This window comes from Flavobacterium azooxidireducens (genome assembly GCF_023195775.1).
Lineage (GTDB): Bacteria > Bacteroidota > Bacteroidia > Flavobacteriales > Flavobacteriaceae > Flavobacterium > Flavobacterium azooxidireducens.
In genome coordinates this window covers 993634-1007482 of the sequence record NZ_CP096205.1, presented here as the reverse complement: position 1 = coordinate 1007482, position 13849 = coordinate 993634, and the positions used below count along the sequence as shown (strand labels likewise).

The window sequence follows — 13849 nt, the reverse complement described above, 5'->3', positions numbered from 1 at the left end:
GAGCATGAAAAACAAATCATACATCGGAATATCATTTATCATTTTAATTTTCGGAATTATTTTTATTCCTAGAATTATTAATCGAATTAAAAATGATGATGTTACAAAAATCGATCGATTAAATTCTCCCGGACAAGCCGAAACATCTGAAGATTTATTGGTAAAAATAGGTAAAGCTCCAAAATTCAATCTTACAAATCATAACGGAGAAACCATTACCAACAAAAATTATGAAGGCAAAGTTTATCTTGTTGAGTTCTTCTTTTCAACCTGTCCAACTATTTGTCCGATTATGAATAAAAACATGGTGGAATTGCAAAATCATTTTGAAAAAAATCAAAGCGATTTCGGAATTGTTTCCATCACAATTAATCCTGCTCATGATACTTCCGAAGTTCTAAAAGAACATGCTAAACATTTAGGTATGAAAAATCCTAATTGGAACTTTTTAACCGGTGATAAAGAGTATATTTATGACTTGGCTAATAAAGGTTTTAGTATTTTTGCAGGAGAAAATAAAGAGAGTGATGGCGGTTTCGAACATTCTGGTTTATTTGCCCTAATTGATAAAAATGGAAACATCAGAAGTCGCAAAGACGATTTTGGAAATCCAATTGTTTATTATGACGGAATTGAAGCAACCGGAATTCAAGCTCTAAAACAAGATATTAAAGTGCTTTTAGAAGAAAAATAATATGAAAGAAAAGAACATAGACGAAAAGTATTCGATTGAAAAGAAGTTCAATGCATTAATTATTACTCTTTCCATTGCCGTTCCGGTGCTGGTGGCCATTTTATTCAAAGTAAAATTGAAAGATTACGGTATAGATGTTGAGCCATTAACCTTTTTACCTCCAATTTATGCTTTCATCAACGGTATTACTGCCATGTTGTTGATTTTAGGTGTTTATGCGATTAAAAACGGCAACAAAAAAATGCATCAAAACCTGATGCAAAGTGCAATAGCTTGTTCTGTAGTGTTTTTAGTGATGTATGTGGCTTATCACATGACTAGCGACAGTACGCCCTTTGGCGGAGTTGGAATTATTCGTTATGTTTATTTCTTTATTCTTATTTCGCATATCTTATTGTCAATTGCCGTAATTCCTTTGGTTTTGATTACCTACGTGAAAGCACTTTCAGAACGATTTGATAAGCACAAAAAAATCGCTAAAATTACTTTCCCAATTTGGTTGTATGTTGCAGTAACAGGCGTTATTGTTTATTTAATGATTGCACCGTATTATGTTTACTAAATTTTTAAAATACATTTTCGGAGTTTGTATTTTCCTTATCGGATTTTCCTCTTCTGCTCAATGTGCCATGTGCCGAGCAGCTTTGGAGAGTGCAGGAGATAGTTCTAAAGCAGAAGCCGTTAACGACGGAATTGTCTATCTCATGGCTTTTCCATACATCATGGTTGCCATTGTTTTTTATGTGGTTTATCGAATGAAATATAAAAAGAAACCGGCTTCAGAAATAACTTCCTGATTATTCAATCCCATCAATTTTTACATCCACTTGACCGCTTCCTTTTATAAAAGCTAAGATGGCTTTGTTGGTTAACTGAATTTTTTGAAACTCAAAATCATTCAACGTTCCATTTACAAAAACTCCTTTCATCGGTGAATAATTTTGAAGATATTGCATCACATTGGCTTTTCCTTCATCCAAATTAGGTTTAATAGAATAACGACAACTCTCCTGAATTTTTCTCAAAACATAACCTTGAGCCAACCAATTGGCAGAACGAACCAAGAAACTTTTCGTGTTTAAAACATAATCTAATTGATCAAAATAAATTTCTTTTGTTTCTTCATTATATTGAGGAAATCCTGCTAAATATACGGTGCCGTTGATGCTTCCAAGCATGTCCAATGCAATAATCATTTTGCCGTTTTTATGCCAAAGATCAACTTTAGTTACCTTTACTTTTTGCTTTCCATCACCAAATTCTTGACCTTGAAAATTTTTAGTCATAATTCTCGAAGCATCTGCGTAAGTAGAAACCGCAATAATATTAGCAGAAATATGATCCGGCATTTTAGTAACCGGTTTTAGTACAATTTTATTTTTATCAAATTTTTTCTCGGGAGTTTTTCCAACAATTGTTTCCATTGAACATTTTAAACCCATGTCTAATTTGATTTCCTTTTTTTGTAAAATGGCATCAGTTACATAAAGTTCTATCGGAACAATTCTGAGCCAACTGGCATATTGTTCACTCATTTCAAACGGCGTGGCAATTTGGTCTAATGCATCTAAAACTTGAGGTTTAAAATTCAGCGATTCTTTAATTGAATCGTCTATGCTTTTTTCAATTTTCGATTTAAAAAGTCGCACAGCCGGATTAATAATATACGTAATTGGAATGTTTTTCCCGGCAATCACCACAGAAGGACTTTCGGTCCAGTCCAGCGATTTAATCTTTGTGTTTGTTTTAAGTTGCCAATTCGTCAAACCAACATCGCTAATTAACGTGACAACGCCATTGAGGTTAAATTCTTTGGTGTCATAAAGACTAATTCCCATTTTTTCAAAACCATAACGGTATTTTCCATTCACTTTTAATGGTAAAGTGGTTTTTATTTTGGTAATATTTCCGTCTTTTTCCATTTCAATTTTAATGGGAGCTTGTTTCCAAACTTTTAATTCTAAATCATCATCTTTTAAAATAGAATCGTTGTATATCAATCCATTCAATAATTTGTTGGTTTGATTTTCAATATCCTTAAGTTGAATAGTAACCGGAAGATTAATGAATGAAGTTGTTGTTTCATATTCAACCGGATCCGCATTATCGGGTTCTGGTTTAATAAGGTCTAACTTTTTTGCAGTAGAACAAGACGATAAAATAACAATTATAACAAAAAGTATAACGGGAATTAAAAGATATTTCATTGTTTCAAATTTCATTTGAGAGTGTAAATGTAATTTATTTTCAGATTTTTTCATTTTGTTGTAACACAAAAATAATTTAAGCGTCCTATGGGTATAAAATTCTAATGAATTAAATTTGTATTCTAATGCAGCAACTATTTCAAAAATTTCTAATGAAAAGTTCGACAATAAAAAAAATGGTTTGGTTTTGGATAGTTTTATTCGGAATTACATCCCATTCTCAATCTAAAAAATGGACATTGGATGAGTGCGTAAATCATGCACTTGAAAATAATATTTCCATCAAAAACACAGCACTTGATAAAGAGTTGGCCGATATTGAACGAAGTGCAGCTATCGGAAGTTTTCTGCCTTCAGCCAATGCAACGGCATCTCATTCTTGGAATATCGGTTTAAACCAGAATATTACAACGGGTTTGTTAGAAAATCAAACTACGCAGTTTACATCTGCCGGTGTGAATGTTGGGGTTGATATTTATAACGGACTTCAAAATCAATACCGACTTCGTAGAGCGAGTTTATCTCAAATTGCGAGTCAGTATCAATTAACTAAAATGCAGGAAGATGTTGCTTTAAATGTAGCGAATGCTTTTTTGCAGATTTTATTCAACAAAGAAAATTTAAAAGTTCAACAGGAACAATTGCTCAATAACCAAAGGCAAATGGAGCGTTCTGAACAGTTATTGGAGGCCGGTGTTATTCCAAGAGGCGATTTGATGGATATTAAAGCCACCGTTGCAACAAGTGAACAAATGGTTATTAATGCTGAAAATATATTGTTGATTTCAAAATTAAGTCTTGCCCAGCTTTTACAAATAAAAGATTTTAAAGATTTTGATATTATCGACAGAGAATATGAAGCGACTCAAACACCATTGTTACTTCAAACTCCGGAAGCAATTTATCAAAAAGCAAAAGAAACAAGAACAGAGCTAAAAATTGCTCAAACTAATTTAGAAATTGCAGAAAAGGATGTTTCCATTTCAAGAGGGGCTTATCAACCAAGATTACAAGGTTTTTATAGTTTTAGCACCAGAGCTTCCAACTTAGATCGTGTAACGGGAATTGAATTGAATCCTTCCAATCCAACTTCTGTAATTGGTGTGGTGGAAGGAACAAATCAAAATGTTTTGCAACCCAATTTCAATGCAGTTTTAGGTAATCCTGCACCTATTTTTGATCAATTTGATGATAATAAAGGTCAGAATTTTGGGGTTCAGTTAACGATTCCGATATTTAATGGATTTGCCACCCGAAACAATGTGCAACGTTCAAAAGTGGCTTTGGAGAGAAGTAAAATTGCGTATGAACAAGAAGAATTAACCTTAGAAAGAAATGTTTTTACAGCCTTTACAGATGTAAAAGGAGCGTTGAAATCCTATGAAGCAGCTATCACAACAGTAGAAGCCAGACAAGAAGCCTATAATTATGCCAAAGAACGTTTTGAGGTTGGTTTAATGAATGCCTTCGATTTCAATCAATCGCAAACGTTGTTGGTTAACGCACAATCAGAAGTTTTAAGAACCAAATACGATTATATCTTTAGAACCAAAATTTTAGAATTTTATTTCGGAATCCCAATTATTCAAAAACCATAATTATGTCAAAAAAAGTAATATATACCTTTTTAGGAGTCGCAGTAGGATTGATAATTCTGTTAGTAGTACTTTCAAAATCCGGAGTCATCGGCAATAAAAACAAAGGAAAAGAAGTTGAAACTGCCGCTGTTAATGAAATGACGATTGTTGAAACCGTTTCGGCAACCGGAAAAATTCAACCGGAAACAGAAATTAAAATATCTTCTGAAGTTTCGGGAGAAATTATTGAATTGCCAATTAAAGAAGGTCAATTAGTTAAAAAAGGCGATTTGTTGGTTAGAATAAATCCCGATTTATACACGTCTAGCTTAAACAGATCTGTGGCTGGATTATCGAACACAAAAGCAGGTTTGAGTCAGGCAGATGCAACGTTTAAAGAAGCCCAAGCGAATTATAACCGAAATAAAACACTATTTGATAAAGGAATTATTTCTAAATCAGAATGGGATAGAGTAGTGGCTACTTTTGAAGGTGCACAAGCAGCAAAACAAGCAGCTTATTATGGAGTACAGAGTGCCGCAGCGACTGTAACAGAAGCTAAAGATAACTTAGGCAGAACAACCATTTATGCTCCGGCAGATGGAACAGTATCGTTACTTTCAGTAGAATTAGGTGAACGCGTTTTAGGAACACAGCAAATGACCGGAACAGAGATTTTGCGAGTTGCCAACTTAAATAATATGGAAGTAGAAGTAGATGTAAATGAAAATGATATTGTAAAAGTAAGTGTTGGCGATTCTACCAACATTGAAGTAGATGCTTATTTGAAAAAAGAATTCAAAGGAATTGTGACAAGCATTTCAAACTCTGCCAGCAACGCCGTTACTGCCGATCAGGTAACCAATTTTAAAGTGAAAGTTAGAATTCTAAAAGAATCCTACATGGATTTGTTGGAAGGAAAACCGGAAAGTTATTCTCCATTCAGACCCGGAATGACAGCAACGGTTGATATTATTACCAAAAGAAAAGAAAAAGTAATCGCTGTTCCAATTAGTGCAGTGGTTATGAAATCGGATACGTTGGGTTCAAATAAAATTGAAGTGAAACCAGAAGATGGAAATAATGAATCATCTGTAGTTCAAAAAACAGATAAAAAATTAGAGTGTGTTTTTGTGAAAGACGGTGATAAAGCAAAAATCAGAATCATTAAAACCGGAATTCAAGACGATTCCAATATCGAAGTAATTCAAGGTTTGAAAAAAGGAGATGTGGTGATTGTTGGGCCTTATACAACTGTTACCAAAGATTTGAATTCAGGAGATTTAGTCTTTATAAAAACGGAAGAAGAAAAAACCAAGGAAAAGAAAAAATAACTTCGGTTTAAAAAATTGAAAAGGAAATTAGATTAAAATTTAGTTTCCTTTTTTTTATGTCTTATTTTTGCAACTTCAATTTCAATTATGGCATATATACTTAACATAGAAACATCAACCAAAAATTGTTCTGTTGCTTTAGCAAAAGCGGGTGAAATGATTGTTTGCAAAGAAATAGCAGAAATGGGTTATTCACATGCAGAAAAGTTGCATGTTTTTATTGAAGAAATTTTAACCGAAGCCAATTTGAAATTCTCAGATTTAAAAGCCATTGCTGTCAGTCAAGGTCCGGGTTCCTATACCGGTTTGCGTATTGGAGTTTCTGCAGCAAAAGGATTGTGCTACGCATTAGATATTCCTTTGATTGCAGTTGATACATTAGAAGTTTTGGCTTCTCAAATTTCAATTGAAGAAGGTGTGATTGTTCCAATGATTGATGCCAGACGAATGGAAGTTTATTCGGCAATTTTCGATAAAAATCATCAAAAAATTAGAGATATAAAAGCAGAAATTCTAAACGAAGAATCATTTTCAGACATGAATGAAACTATTTATTTTGTTGGGGATAGTTCTCAAAAAGCGAAAACACTTCTTCAAAAAGATAATTTTGTGTTTGTTGATGATGTTATTTATCCATCCGCAAAACAAATGACTAAAAAAAGCTACACCCTATTCGCGAATAATCGCTTTGAAGATGTAGCTTATTTTGAACCTTTTTATTTAAAAGATTTTATGATTTCTTAGGAAGAGCTTCTTTAATATGAATATCGCGTTGCGGAAACGGAATTTCAATACCATTTTCATCAAACCTAAGTTTTACTTGTTCTAAAATATCGGAACGCATTACAAAAAAGTCGGGTAAATTTGCCCATGGTCTTACTGCTAAGTTGATTGAACTATCGGCTAAATCACTTACCAAAACTACAGGAGCAGGGTCTTTTAAAACAGAAGGATGATTTTCCATCACTTCCATCGCAATTTGTTTCGCCTTTTTAATATCAGAACCATAACTAATACCTATTACTAAATTGGCTCTTCGAGTTGTAGCATAAGAATAGTTGATAATTGTGCCATTTGATAAAGCTCCATTGGGCACAAATATAATTTGATTATCAACCGTTGCTAATTGAGTAACAAAAATTTGAATTTGTTTCACAGTTCCCGAAACACCTTGTGCCTCAATAAAATCGCCTACTTTAAACGGTTTGAACATGATGATTAAAACACCACCTGCAAAATTAGACAACGAACCTTGTAAGGATAAACCAATTGCAAGACCAGCTGCACCAATTATCGCCACAAAAGAGGAATTTTCAACCCCAAGCCTCGATATTACGGTTACAAAAAGTAGAATTTTTAATGTCCAAATTAAAATATCAGCTAAAAATTTTGACAAAGTTGGTTCCATATCCCGCTTTGTCATGATGCTCATGATTAATTTTTTAATCAAGCGAATAGCCGTCCAACCAATGACTAAAATTATAGTGGCAGAAATTAATCTTGGCGAATATTCCATCAAAACCTTGGTAAAATAATCCCAATATTTTGTTACGTAATCAGTGTTTACAACAATTAAATCCATAAAAAAACTCTCAAATCATTTAGTGATTTAAGAGTTGCAAAGGTATAATTTTTAATAAAGGAATCCTTTTAAAGAAAACTTAAAATTTAGTCAGCATTTTCGTCTGCTGCACGCTTAATTTCATCTACTTTTTCTTCTAAATCTTCCGAAACTTCTTCTGCTTTTTCTTCAAAAGTTTCAACAACTTCTTCTACTTTTTCAGTTGCTTCTACTGCAACTTCTGTAGCTTTTTCTTTTACCTCTTCCACTGTTTCTTCTACATTTTCTACAACTGTTTCAGATGTTTCTTCTGCTTTTGCTATAAAATTTGAAGCAGTTTCTTGTGTTTCTTCTTTTGCTGAGGAAGTGAACGAACTTACTTTTTCTTTTACATCATCCACCACATTTTCGATAGCATCACCAGCTTTTTCGGCATATTCTGAAACTGTTTCTTTTGCTTTTTCTGCAAAATCTTCTACTTTTTCTTTTACTTCAGGATAAGATTCCTTTACGTTTTCAACAACTTTCTCAACATAATCTTCAGCTTTTTCAGCATATTCTGATGCTTTAACTTTTGCTTGATCCAAAACTTCTTCTGCTTTGTCTACTGTTTCCGATGCTGTTTGTTTGGCCGAACCAAACAAATTTTTAAAAAAACTTCCTAGTCCCATGGTGTTTATTTTTTAGTGAGTGTCAAAACTACTAAATTTCATTAACTTTTTTATAATTAGTGATTTAAATCTTTGTAAATAGCAGAAATATTATTTTTTGGAGCTAAACACATTTTATTTTGACAGAGATAAAATAGCGTTTCATTTTCTACAAATCGGTTTTGTAAAAAGGGTAAATCTGATTTTTTTTCACTTCCTGAAAGCACTACCGAAGGGAAATAATTTTGATTGATGTCTTTCAAATGAATCAAACTCTCTTTTCCGCAAATAGCTAATTCTTTTTGATACTCCGAAAAATGTAACGCTGCCATTAACCAATTAGAAAAAGCAGAAGGATAATCAATCGATGGAACAACTTGTGCAATCATTTGACGAGAAATTTCTTCGTAATGCGAATTTTCAAAATATACACTAAGTTTAAACAAATTGCTCGCCATAATCGAATTGGAAGCCGGAATCACATTGTCTTCCAGTTCAAAATGATTAGAAATCAGAGCTTCATCCAAATCAGAAGTAAATCGGAATAATTGCTTTTTTTCATCATAAAAATGATCCAAACAATAATTGGTTAAATTTTTACTGTGTAAAAGCCAAGTTTCGTCAAAAGTGGCTTCGTAAAGAGCAATAAAGCCATCAATTACAAATGCATAATCTTCTAAAAATCCATTGATGGAAGGTTTTTCATTTTTGTAAGTGTGCCTCAAATTTCCATCGGAAGACCAAATTTTATTCACAATAAAATGAGCATTTTTTATGGCTATTTTCAGATGATTTTCATTTCCTAACGCTTTATAAGCATCCACAAAACCTTTTAGTAAAATGGCATTCCATGATGTAATGCATTTGTCATCCAATCTCGGTTTTGGTCTTTTTTCTCTTGTTTTGTAAAGAATTTGTTCCCAGTTTTTCTTTTTCAAATGAAGTTCATCAATTGAAATGTGATTTTTCTCTGAAATTTCATCCAAACTTTTATTCTGAATCAAAACATAATTTCCGTGTTCCCAATGTCCGAAGTCATTGATATTAAAAACTTCTGAAAACAATTCAAAGTCGTCTTGTATTAGATTTTTTATTTCATCAATTTTCCAAACATAAAAAGCACCTTCTTCCAAATGATTTTCAGTAGTTAAACTATCTGCATCCAAAGCAGAAAAAAAAGCTCCTTCATTTGTTAACCATTCTTTTTCAATGAAAGTGGTGGTTTTTTCGATTATTTCTTTATAAAGTTCATTTTTTGTCAATTTGTAAGCATTCGCATAAAGCGATAAAAGTTGACCATTGTCATAAGCCATTTTTTCAAAATGAGGAACGTGCCATTTCACATCAACCGAATAGCGTGAAAATCCACCATCAATCGTGTCGAAAATTCCGCCATAAGCCATTTTGGTCAGTGTTAAATCGACATATTCTAACAGTTTTTCATTTTGAGTTATAAAACCATACTGCAACAAAAATTGATAATTCGTTGGCATCATAAATTTAGGAGCACGAGAATAGCCGCCAAATTCCCAATCGAAACTTTTTTGCCATTTTGCTAAGAAAGTATCTAAAATAGTGATGTTAAATTCAGTTGATTTTTCTTCAGTTAAACCTAAAGTTTCAATTCCTTCATGTAATTTTTCGGCATATTCAATTAGTTTTTCGGGTTGTGATTGATACAATTCATGCAATTGTTCCAATGTATTAACCCAATCATTTTTTCTGAAATACGTTCCGCCCCAAACAGGTTTTCCATCCGGAAGACAAACTACATTGAGTGGCCAACCACCACGACCTGTCATGAGCTGAACGGCTTTCATATAAATGGCATCCACATCAGGTCGTTCTTCGCGATCGACTTTAATGTTGATGAAATGTTGGTTCATGGTATTTGCCACTTCTTCATTTTCAAAACTTTCGTGTTCCATCACATGGCACCAATGACAAGCAGAATAACCAATGCTGATTAAAATGAGCTTCTGATTTTCTTTCGCATTAGCTAATGTTGTTGAATTCCACGCTTTCCAATGCACCGGATTGTTGGCATGTTGAAGTAGGTACGGACTTGTTTCTAATTTTAGTTCATTCATATAAAAAAAGCGTTCCTTTTGAGAACGCTTAAAATTACGATTTTAATTGATTATTCTAATTCAAAAGTGATTTTTAAATTCACTCTAAACTCTGAAACCTGACCGTCTTTCACAGCTGCACTTTGGTCTTGCACATAAACAGAACGGATGTTTTTTAATGATTTTGCTGCTTGAGCAACTGCTTTGCGTGTAGCATCCTCCCAACTAACTTCTGAGCTGGAAAGGACTTCGATTACTTTTAATACTGCCATAATGATATGATTTAAGAATTAAAGGTAATGAATTTTGATAAAATCTCAAAAAAAAGCATCTTAAATTGATAACATTCGCTTAACATTAGATTGAAATAGTTAACGGAATTTTGCATTAAATTATTAACCATTTGTAATGGAACAAATTTATGTAGTGATGCTCGTGGTTTTGGGTGTCTTGGCTTTAATTGATTTGGTAGTTGGCGTAAGTAATGACGCTGTAAATTTTTTAAATTCGGCCATTGGTTCAAAAGCGGTTTCCTTTAAAACAATCATGATTGTTGCCAGTATTGGAGTAGCTTGTGGAGCTCTTTTTTCCAGTGGAATGATGGAGATTGCCCGAAGCGGTATTTTTGTTCCTTCCATGTTTAGTTTTAATGATGTCATGATCATTTTTCTGGCAGTAATGATAACCGACATTCTTCTTTTGGATGTTTTTAATTCGATGGGATTGCCTACTTCTACAACAGTTTCCATTATTTTTGAATTATTAGGAGCAGCTGTTTGTTTGGCACTTTATCATATTTATATTTCTGAAGATAGTACCAGAAGTTTAGGAGATTATATCAACACCAAAAAAGCAACAGAGATTGTATCGAGTATATTGCTTTCGGTTGCATTATCGTTTGGATTAGGAAGTTTGGTTCAATATGTTTCGAGGTTAATATTTACTTTTCAATATGAAAAAAGGATAAAATATATTGGCTCTCTATTTGGTGGATTAGCCATTACTGCGATTACTTTTTTCATTTTAATAAAAGGTCTAAAAGGAGTTTCATTCATTGGAAAAGAAACACATGTTTGGATTCAGGATAATCAAATGATGATTATTGGAATCAACTTTTTATTTTTCACATTACTATCACAACTTTTAATTAGTGTATTTAAAATAAATATTCTTCGAATAATTATTGTTATCGGAACTTTTGCATTGGCATTAGCTTTTGCAGGAAACGATTTAGTAAACTTTATTGGTGTGCCTATTGCGGCATATAATTCCTATGAAATTTTCTCAGCTTCAGGACTTTCAGGCGATAAATTGATGATGGGTGATTTGGCCAATGAAAATATAGTAGCTCCCTTTTATTTTCTTGCTTTTGCAGGGTTGGTGATGGTGGTTACACTTTGGACATCCAAAAAAGCTAGAAGCGTTATTGAAACCGGAGTAAACTTATCCCGCCAAGGTGATGGTGTTGAAAAATTTTCACCAAATATGTTGTCGCGATTTATTGTGAGAAGTGGCGTTTATTTAGGACAAGGGATTAATTATTTTTTACCTCAATCTGTTCAGATAAAGATTGATAAACAATTTGAAAAACCGGAAGTAAAAGGTAAAAAACGCAAAGATGAGCCTGCTTTTGACATGGTAAGAGCATCCGTAAATTTGATGATTGCCAGTATTTTGATTTCCATAGGAACATCCTTAAAGTTGCCTTTATCAACCACTTATGTAACCTTTATGGTTGCTATGGGAACATCTTTTGCCGATAGAGCTTGGGACAGAGAAAGTGCCGTGTACAGAGTGGCAGGAGTTTTTAATGTAATTGGTGGATGGTTTGTTACGGCTATGGTTGCTTTTATTGGAGCATTTGTTATGGCATTTATCTTAAAAACAGGTGAGGTTTATGCGTTCATCGGATTGTTGGTTTTATTAGCAATTATTCTTTATCGTAGCTCTAGAAGACATTCTAAAAAACAAAAAGAAGCAGATGATTTAGTTAAGTTAAAGCGTGAAGATATTGTCACAATCAATGAAATTATCAGTGAAAGTTCACATCAAATTTCAAGAGTAATCGGTGCTACTAATAATGTGTACAGCGATGTTATTGATAATTTAGGTTTGCAAGATTTAGCCAAATTAAAAGAAAACAAAAAATCACTTAAAAAACTCGAAAAAGAAGTTGATGAACTGAAAAGCAATGTTTATTATTTCATTAAAAATTTAGATGAAACTTCGGTTGAAGCAAGTAAGTTTTACATCATGATTTTAGGCTATTTGCAAGATATGATTCAGTCGTTGGCGTTTATTACTCAAAATAGTTATTCGCATATTAATAACAATCACAAGCAATTAAAATTTAATCAAATTAGAGATTTAAAAAGTATTGATAACGATTTGCAAAAGCTTTTTGATTCATTAGAAACTATTTTTAAAGACCAAAGTTTTGATAAACTCGATGGTGTTTTAAAAGAAAAAACACAAATTCTGAATAATGTTTCAGAATTAATCCAAAAGCAAATTACTCGAATCAGAACAGTAGAAACCAGTCCGAAAAACAGTAAATTATACTTCGGATTATTACTTGAAACAAATGATTTGATTAAAGCAACCATGAATTTACTCGAACTTTTTCAAGAATTCAATATCCATGTAAAGAGTAAAAAATAATAAAAGCACAAAAAAAATCCTTGAAATGTTCATCTTCAAGGATTTTTTGTTTATTATAGTTTTGATTTATCCGTTAATCGCTTCCACTTTAATCGCTTCGTCATTCAACATATCTTTCAACATATTTTCAATACCGTTTTTTAATGTAAAAGTTGAAGATGGACAACCACTACATGCTCCTTGTAAAACAACTTTTACACGCTTTTCACTTTCGTCATACGAATCAAAAAGAATATTTCCGCCATCTGCTTGAACGGCCGGTTTTACATATTCTTCTAAAATATTAATAATTTGTTGCGAAGTTACATCCAACGATTCAAAATTAGAAATCGCTTGCTTTTCTGAACTTGCAGCGGTTGAAAGCAGACTTACATTGATGATTTCATTCCCGTTTTCAACATATTCTTTAATGAATGAACGAATTTCATTTGAAATCTCAATCCATTCAATACTCGCAAATTTGGTGATTGAAATATAATTTTCATCAATAAAAATCTCCTTTACATATGGAAATTTAAATAATTCTTTTGCTAATGGTGAAGCAATCGTTTCATCTATGTTTTTAAATTCGGCTGTTTTTGTTGTTAATAATTTATTTGCAACAAACTTGATAACCGCTGGATTTGGCGTTGTTTCAGCATAAATTGTGATAGGTTGTTTTTTGGTTGAAGTTTCAGATTCTATAACAATTTTTCCACCTTTGTCAACATATTCTTGAATTTGTTCTGCCACGGCATCTTTTACATCATCCCATTGAACAATACTATACCTTTCTATCGCAATAAAATTTCCGGATATAAAGACAGTTTTAACAAAAGGCAAATAAAATAATTGTTGTGCTAACGGACTTTCACCTGCTTCATCAATATTTTTAAATTCATAGCTTTTATTTTTTGTAATAAAATCAGGAAATTCAAATTTAATGATGGCCGAATTTTGGGTTTCTTTTATCGATAATTTAGTCATTTGAGCTTTTTTCTGCAAATTTAACAAAGTTATTTTTTGTATTTGGTTATATTTGAACTTTAAATTTTTATTAACACAACTTTACCAAGTGTTTTGACAATCATGATTGTTGAAACATTTTTTTAATAAC

General features: G+C 32.5%; 13 protein-coding genes. 7 read left to right on the top strand and 6 right to left on the bottom strand.

Annotated features, from left to right (window positions below):
• Positions 1-4 precede the first annotated feature (4 nt).
• Genes M0M57_RS04520 through M0M57_RS04510 form a run of 3 tightly spaced genes read left to right on the top strand, consistent with a single transcriptional unit; the run spans position 5 to position 1491 of the window.
• On the top strand, positions 5-694 hold the full coding sequence (locus tag M0M57_RS04520) for an SCO family protein (protein ID WP_248435783.1): 690 nt from the start codon (positions 5-7) through the stop codon (positions 692-694).
• Between the two features lies 1 nt (position 695).
• Positions 696-1256 (top strand): DUF420 domain-containing protein, encoded by a 561-nt coding sequence (locus M0M57_RS04515; RefSeq protein WP_248435782.1) that lies wholly within the window; start codon positions 696-698, stop codon positions 1254-1256.
• Positions 1246-1491: a hypothetical protein gene (locus M0M57_RS04510; RefSeq protein ID WP_248435780.1), complete on the top strand. Its 246-nt coding sequence runs from the start codon at positions 1246-1248 to the stop codon at positions 1489-1491. The genes M0M57_RS04515 and M0M57_RS04510 overlap by 11 nt, the downstream gene beginning before the upstream one ends.
• On the opposite strand, the gene M0M57_RS04505 is transcribed toward M0M57_RS04510, so the two are convergent.
• Positions 1492-2901: a DUF4403 family protein gene (locus M0M57_RS04505; protein WP_248435777.1), complete on the bottom strand. Its 1410-nt coding sequence runs from the start codon at positions 2899-2901 to the stop codon at positions 1492-1494.
• A 152-nt stretch (positions 2902-3053) separates the two neighbouring features.
• On the opposite strand from M0M57_RS04505, the gene M0M57_RS04500 reads away from it, so the two are divergent.
• The 3 genes from M0M57_RS04500 (at position 3054) to tsaB (ending at position 6556) form a co-directional block, all read left to right on the top strand.
• A complete protein-coding gene (locus M0M57_RS04500) occupies positions 3054-4499 on the top strand; it encodes a TolC family protein (protein ID WP_248435775.1) in 1446 nt (481 codons plus the stop codon).
• A 2-nt stretch (positions 4500-4501) separates the two neighbouring features.
• The gene (locus M0M57_RS04495) at positions 4502-5812 is read left to right on the top strand and encodes an efflux RND transporter periplasmic adaptor subunit (protein ID WP_248435773.1); all 1311 of its coding nucleotides are present in this window, start codon (positions 4502-4504) and stop codon (positions 5810-5812) included.
• Between the two features lie 87 nt (positions 5813-5899).
• Complete coding sequence (gene tsaB / locus M0M57_RS04490; RefSeq protein WP_248435771.1) at positions 5900-6556, top strand: tRNA (adenosine(37)-N6)-threonylcarbamoyltransferase complex dimerization subunit type 1 TsaB; 657 nt, start codon at positions 5900-5902, stop codon at positions 6554-6556.
• On the opposite strand, the gene M0M57_RS04485 is transcribed toward tsaB, so the two are convergent.
• The 4 genes from M0M57_RS04485 to M0M57_RS04470 all read right to left on the bottom strand — a co-directional run bounded on the left by M0M57_RS04485 (position 6543) and on the right by M0M57_RS04470 (position 10364).
• Positions 6543-7394: a mechanosensitive ion channel family protein gene (locus M0M57_RS04485; RefSeq protein ID WP_248435769.1), complete on the bottom strand. Its 852-nt coding sequence runs from the start codon at positions 7392-7394 to the stop codon at positions 6543-6545. The genes tsaB and M0M57_RS04485 overlap by 14 nt on opposite strands.
• A gap of 86 nt (positions 7395-7480) precedes the next feature.
• Positions 7481-8044 carry a YtxH domain-containing protein gene (locus M0M57_RS04480; RefSeq protein WP_248435767.1) on the bottom strand — a complete coding sequence of 188 codons (564 nt, stop codon included), beginning with the start codon at positions 8042-8044 and terminating at the stop codon, positions 7481-7483.
• Between the two features lie 56 nt (positions 8045-8100).
• Entirely contained in the window at positions 8101-10113 is a 2013-nt protein-coding gene (locus M0M57_RS04475) for a thioredoxin domain-containing protein (protein ID WP_248435765.1), read from the bottom strand.
• A gap of 50 nt (positions 10114-10163) precedes the next feature.
• Positions 10164-10364 carry a dodecin family protein gene (locus M0M57_RS04470; RefSeq protein WP_248435763.1) on the bottom strand — a complete coding sequence of 67 codons (201 nt, stop codon included), beginning with the start codon at positions 10362-10364 and terminating at the stop codon, positions 10164-10166.
• Positions 10365-10500: 136 nt separating this feature from the next.
• On the opposite strand from M0M57_RS04470, the gene M0M57_RS04465 reads away from it, so the two are divergent.
• Positions 10501-12753, top strand: a complete 2253-nt coding sequence (locus tag M0M57_RS04465) for an inorganic phosphate transporter (protein WP_248435761.1) — start codon at positions 10501-10503, stop codon at positions 12751-12753.
• Between the two features lie 66 nt (positions 12754-12819).
• Here the strand turns inward: M0M57_RS04465 and M0M57_RS04460 are convergent, their stop codons facing one another.
• Positions 12820-13719, bottom strand: a complete 900-nt coding sequence (locus M0M57_RS04460) for a NifU family protein (protein WP_248435759.1) — start codon at positions 13717-13719, stop codon at positions 12820-12822.
• Positions 13720-13849 lie beyond the last annotated feature (130 nt).

What these genes read in the sequence shown, in the direction of transcription:
- tsaB (WP_248435771.1), top strand. Translation starts at nt 5,900, where the DNA reads ATGGCATATATACTTAACATAGAAACATCAACCAAAAATTGTTCTGTT.
- M0M57_RS04485 (WP_248435769.1), bottom strand. Translation starts at nt 7,394, where the DNA reads ATGGATTTAATTGTTGTAAACACTGATTACGTAACAAAATATTGGGAT.
- M0M57_RS04500 (WP_248435775.1), top strand. Translation starts at nt 3,054, where the DNA reads ATGAAAAGTTCGACAATAAAAAAAATGGTTTGGTTTTGGATAGTTTTA.
- M0M57_RS04495 (WP_248435773.1), top strand. Translation starts at nt 4,502, where the DNA reads ATGTCAAAAAAAGTAATATATACCTTTTTAGGAGTCGCAGTAGGATTG.
- M0M57_RS04465 (WP_248435761.1), top strand. Translation starts at nt 10,501, where the DNA reads ATGGAACAAATTTATGTAGTGATGCTCGTGGTTTTGGGTGTCTTGGCT.
- M0M57_RS04480 (WP_248435767.1), bottom strand. Translation starts at nt 8,044, where the DNA reads ATGGGACTAGGAAGTTTTTTTAAAAATTTGTTTGGTTCGGCCAAACAA.
- M0M57_RS04505 (WP_248435777.1), bottom strand. Translation starts at nt 2,901, where the DNA reads ATGAAATATCTTTTAATTCCCGTTATACTTTTTGTTATAATTGTTATT.
- M0M57_RS04510 (WP_248435780.1), top strand. Translation starts at nt 1,246, where the DNA reads ATGTTTACTAAATTTTTAAAATACATTTTCGGAGTTTGTATTTTCCTT.
- M0M57_RS04520 (WP_248435783.1), top strand. Translation starts at nt 5, where the DNA reads ATGAAAAACAAATCATACATCGGAATATCATTTATCATTTTAATTTTC.
- M0M57_RS04470 (WP_248435763.1), bottom strand. Translation starts at nt 10,364, where the DNA reads ATGGCAGTATTAAAAGTAATCGAAGTCCTTTCCAGCTCAGAAGTTAGT.
- M0M57_RS04515 (WP_248435782.1), top strand. Translation starts at nt 696, where the DNA reads ATGAAAGAAAAGAACATAGACGAAAAGTATTCGATTGAAAAGAAGTTC.
- M0M57_RS04475 (WP_248435765.1), bottom strand. Translation starts at nt 10,113, where the DNA reads ATGAATGAACTAAAATTAGAAACAAGTCCGTACCTACTTCAACATGCC.
- M0M57_RS04460 (WP_248435759.1), bottom strand. Translation starts at nt 13,719, where the DNA reads ATGACTAAATTATCGATAAAAGAAACCCAAAATTCGGCCATCATTAAA.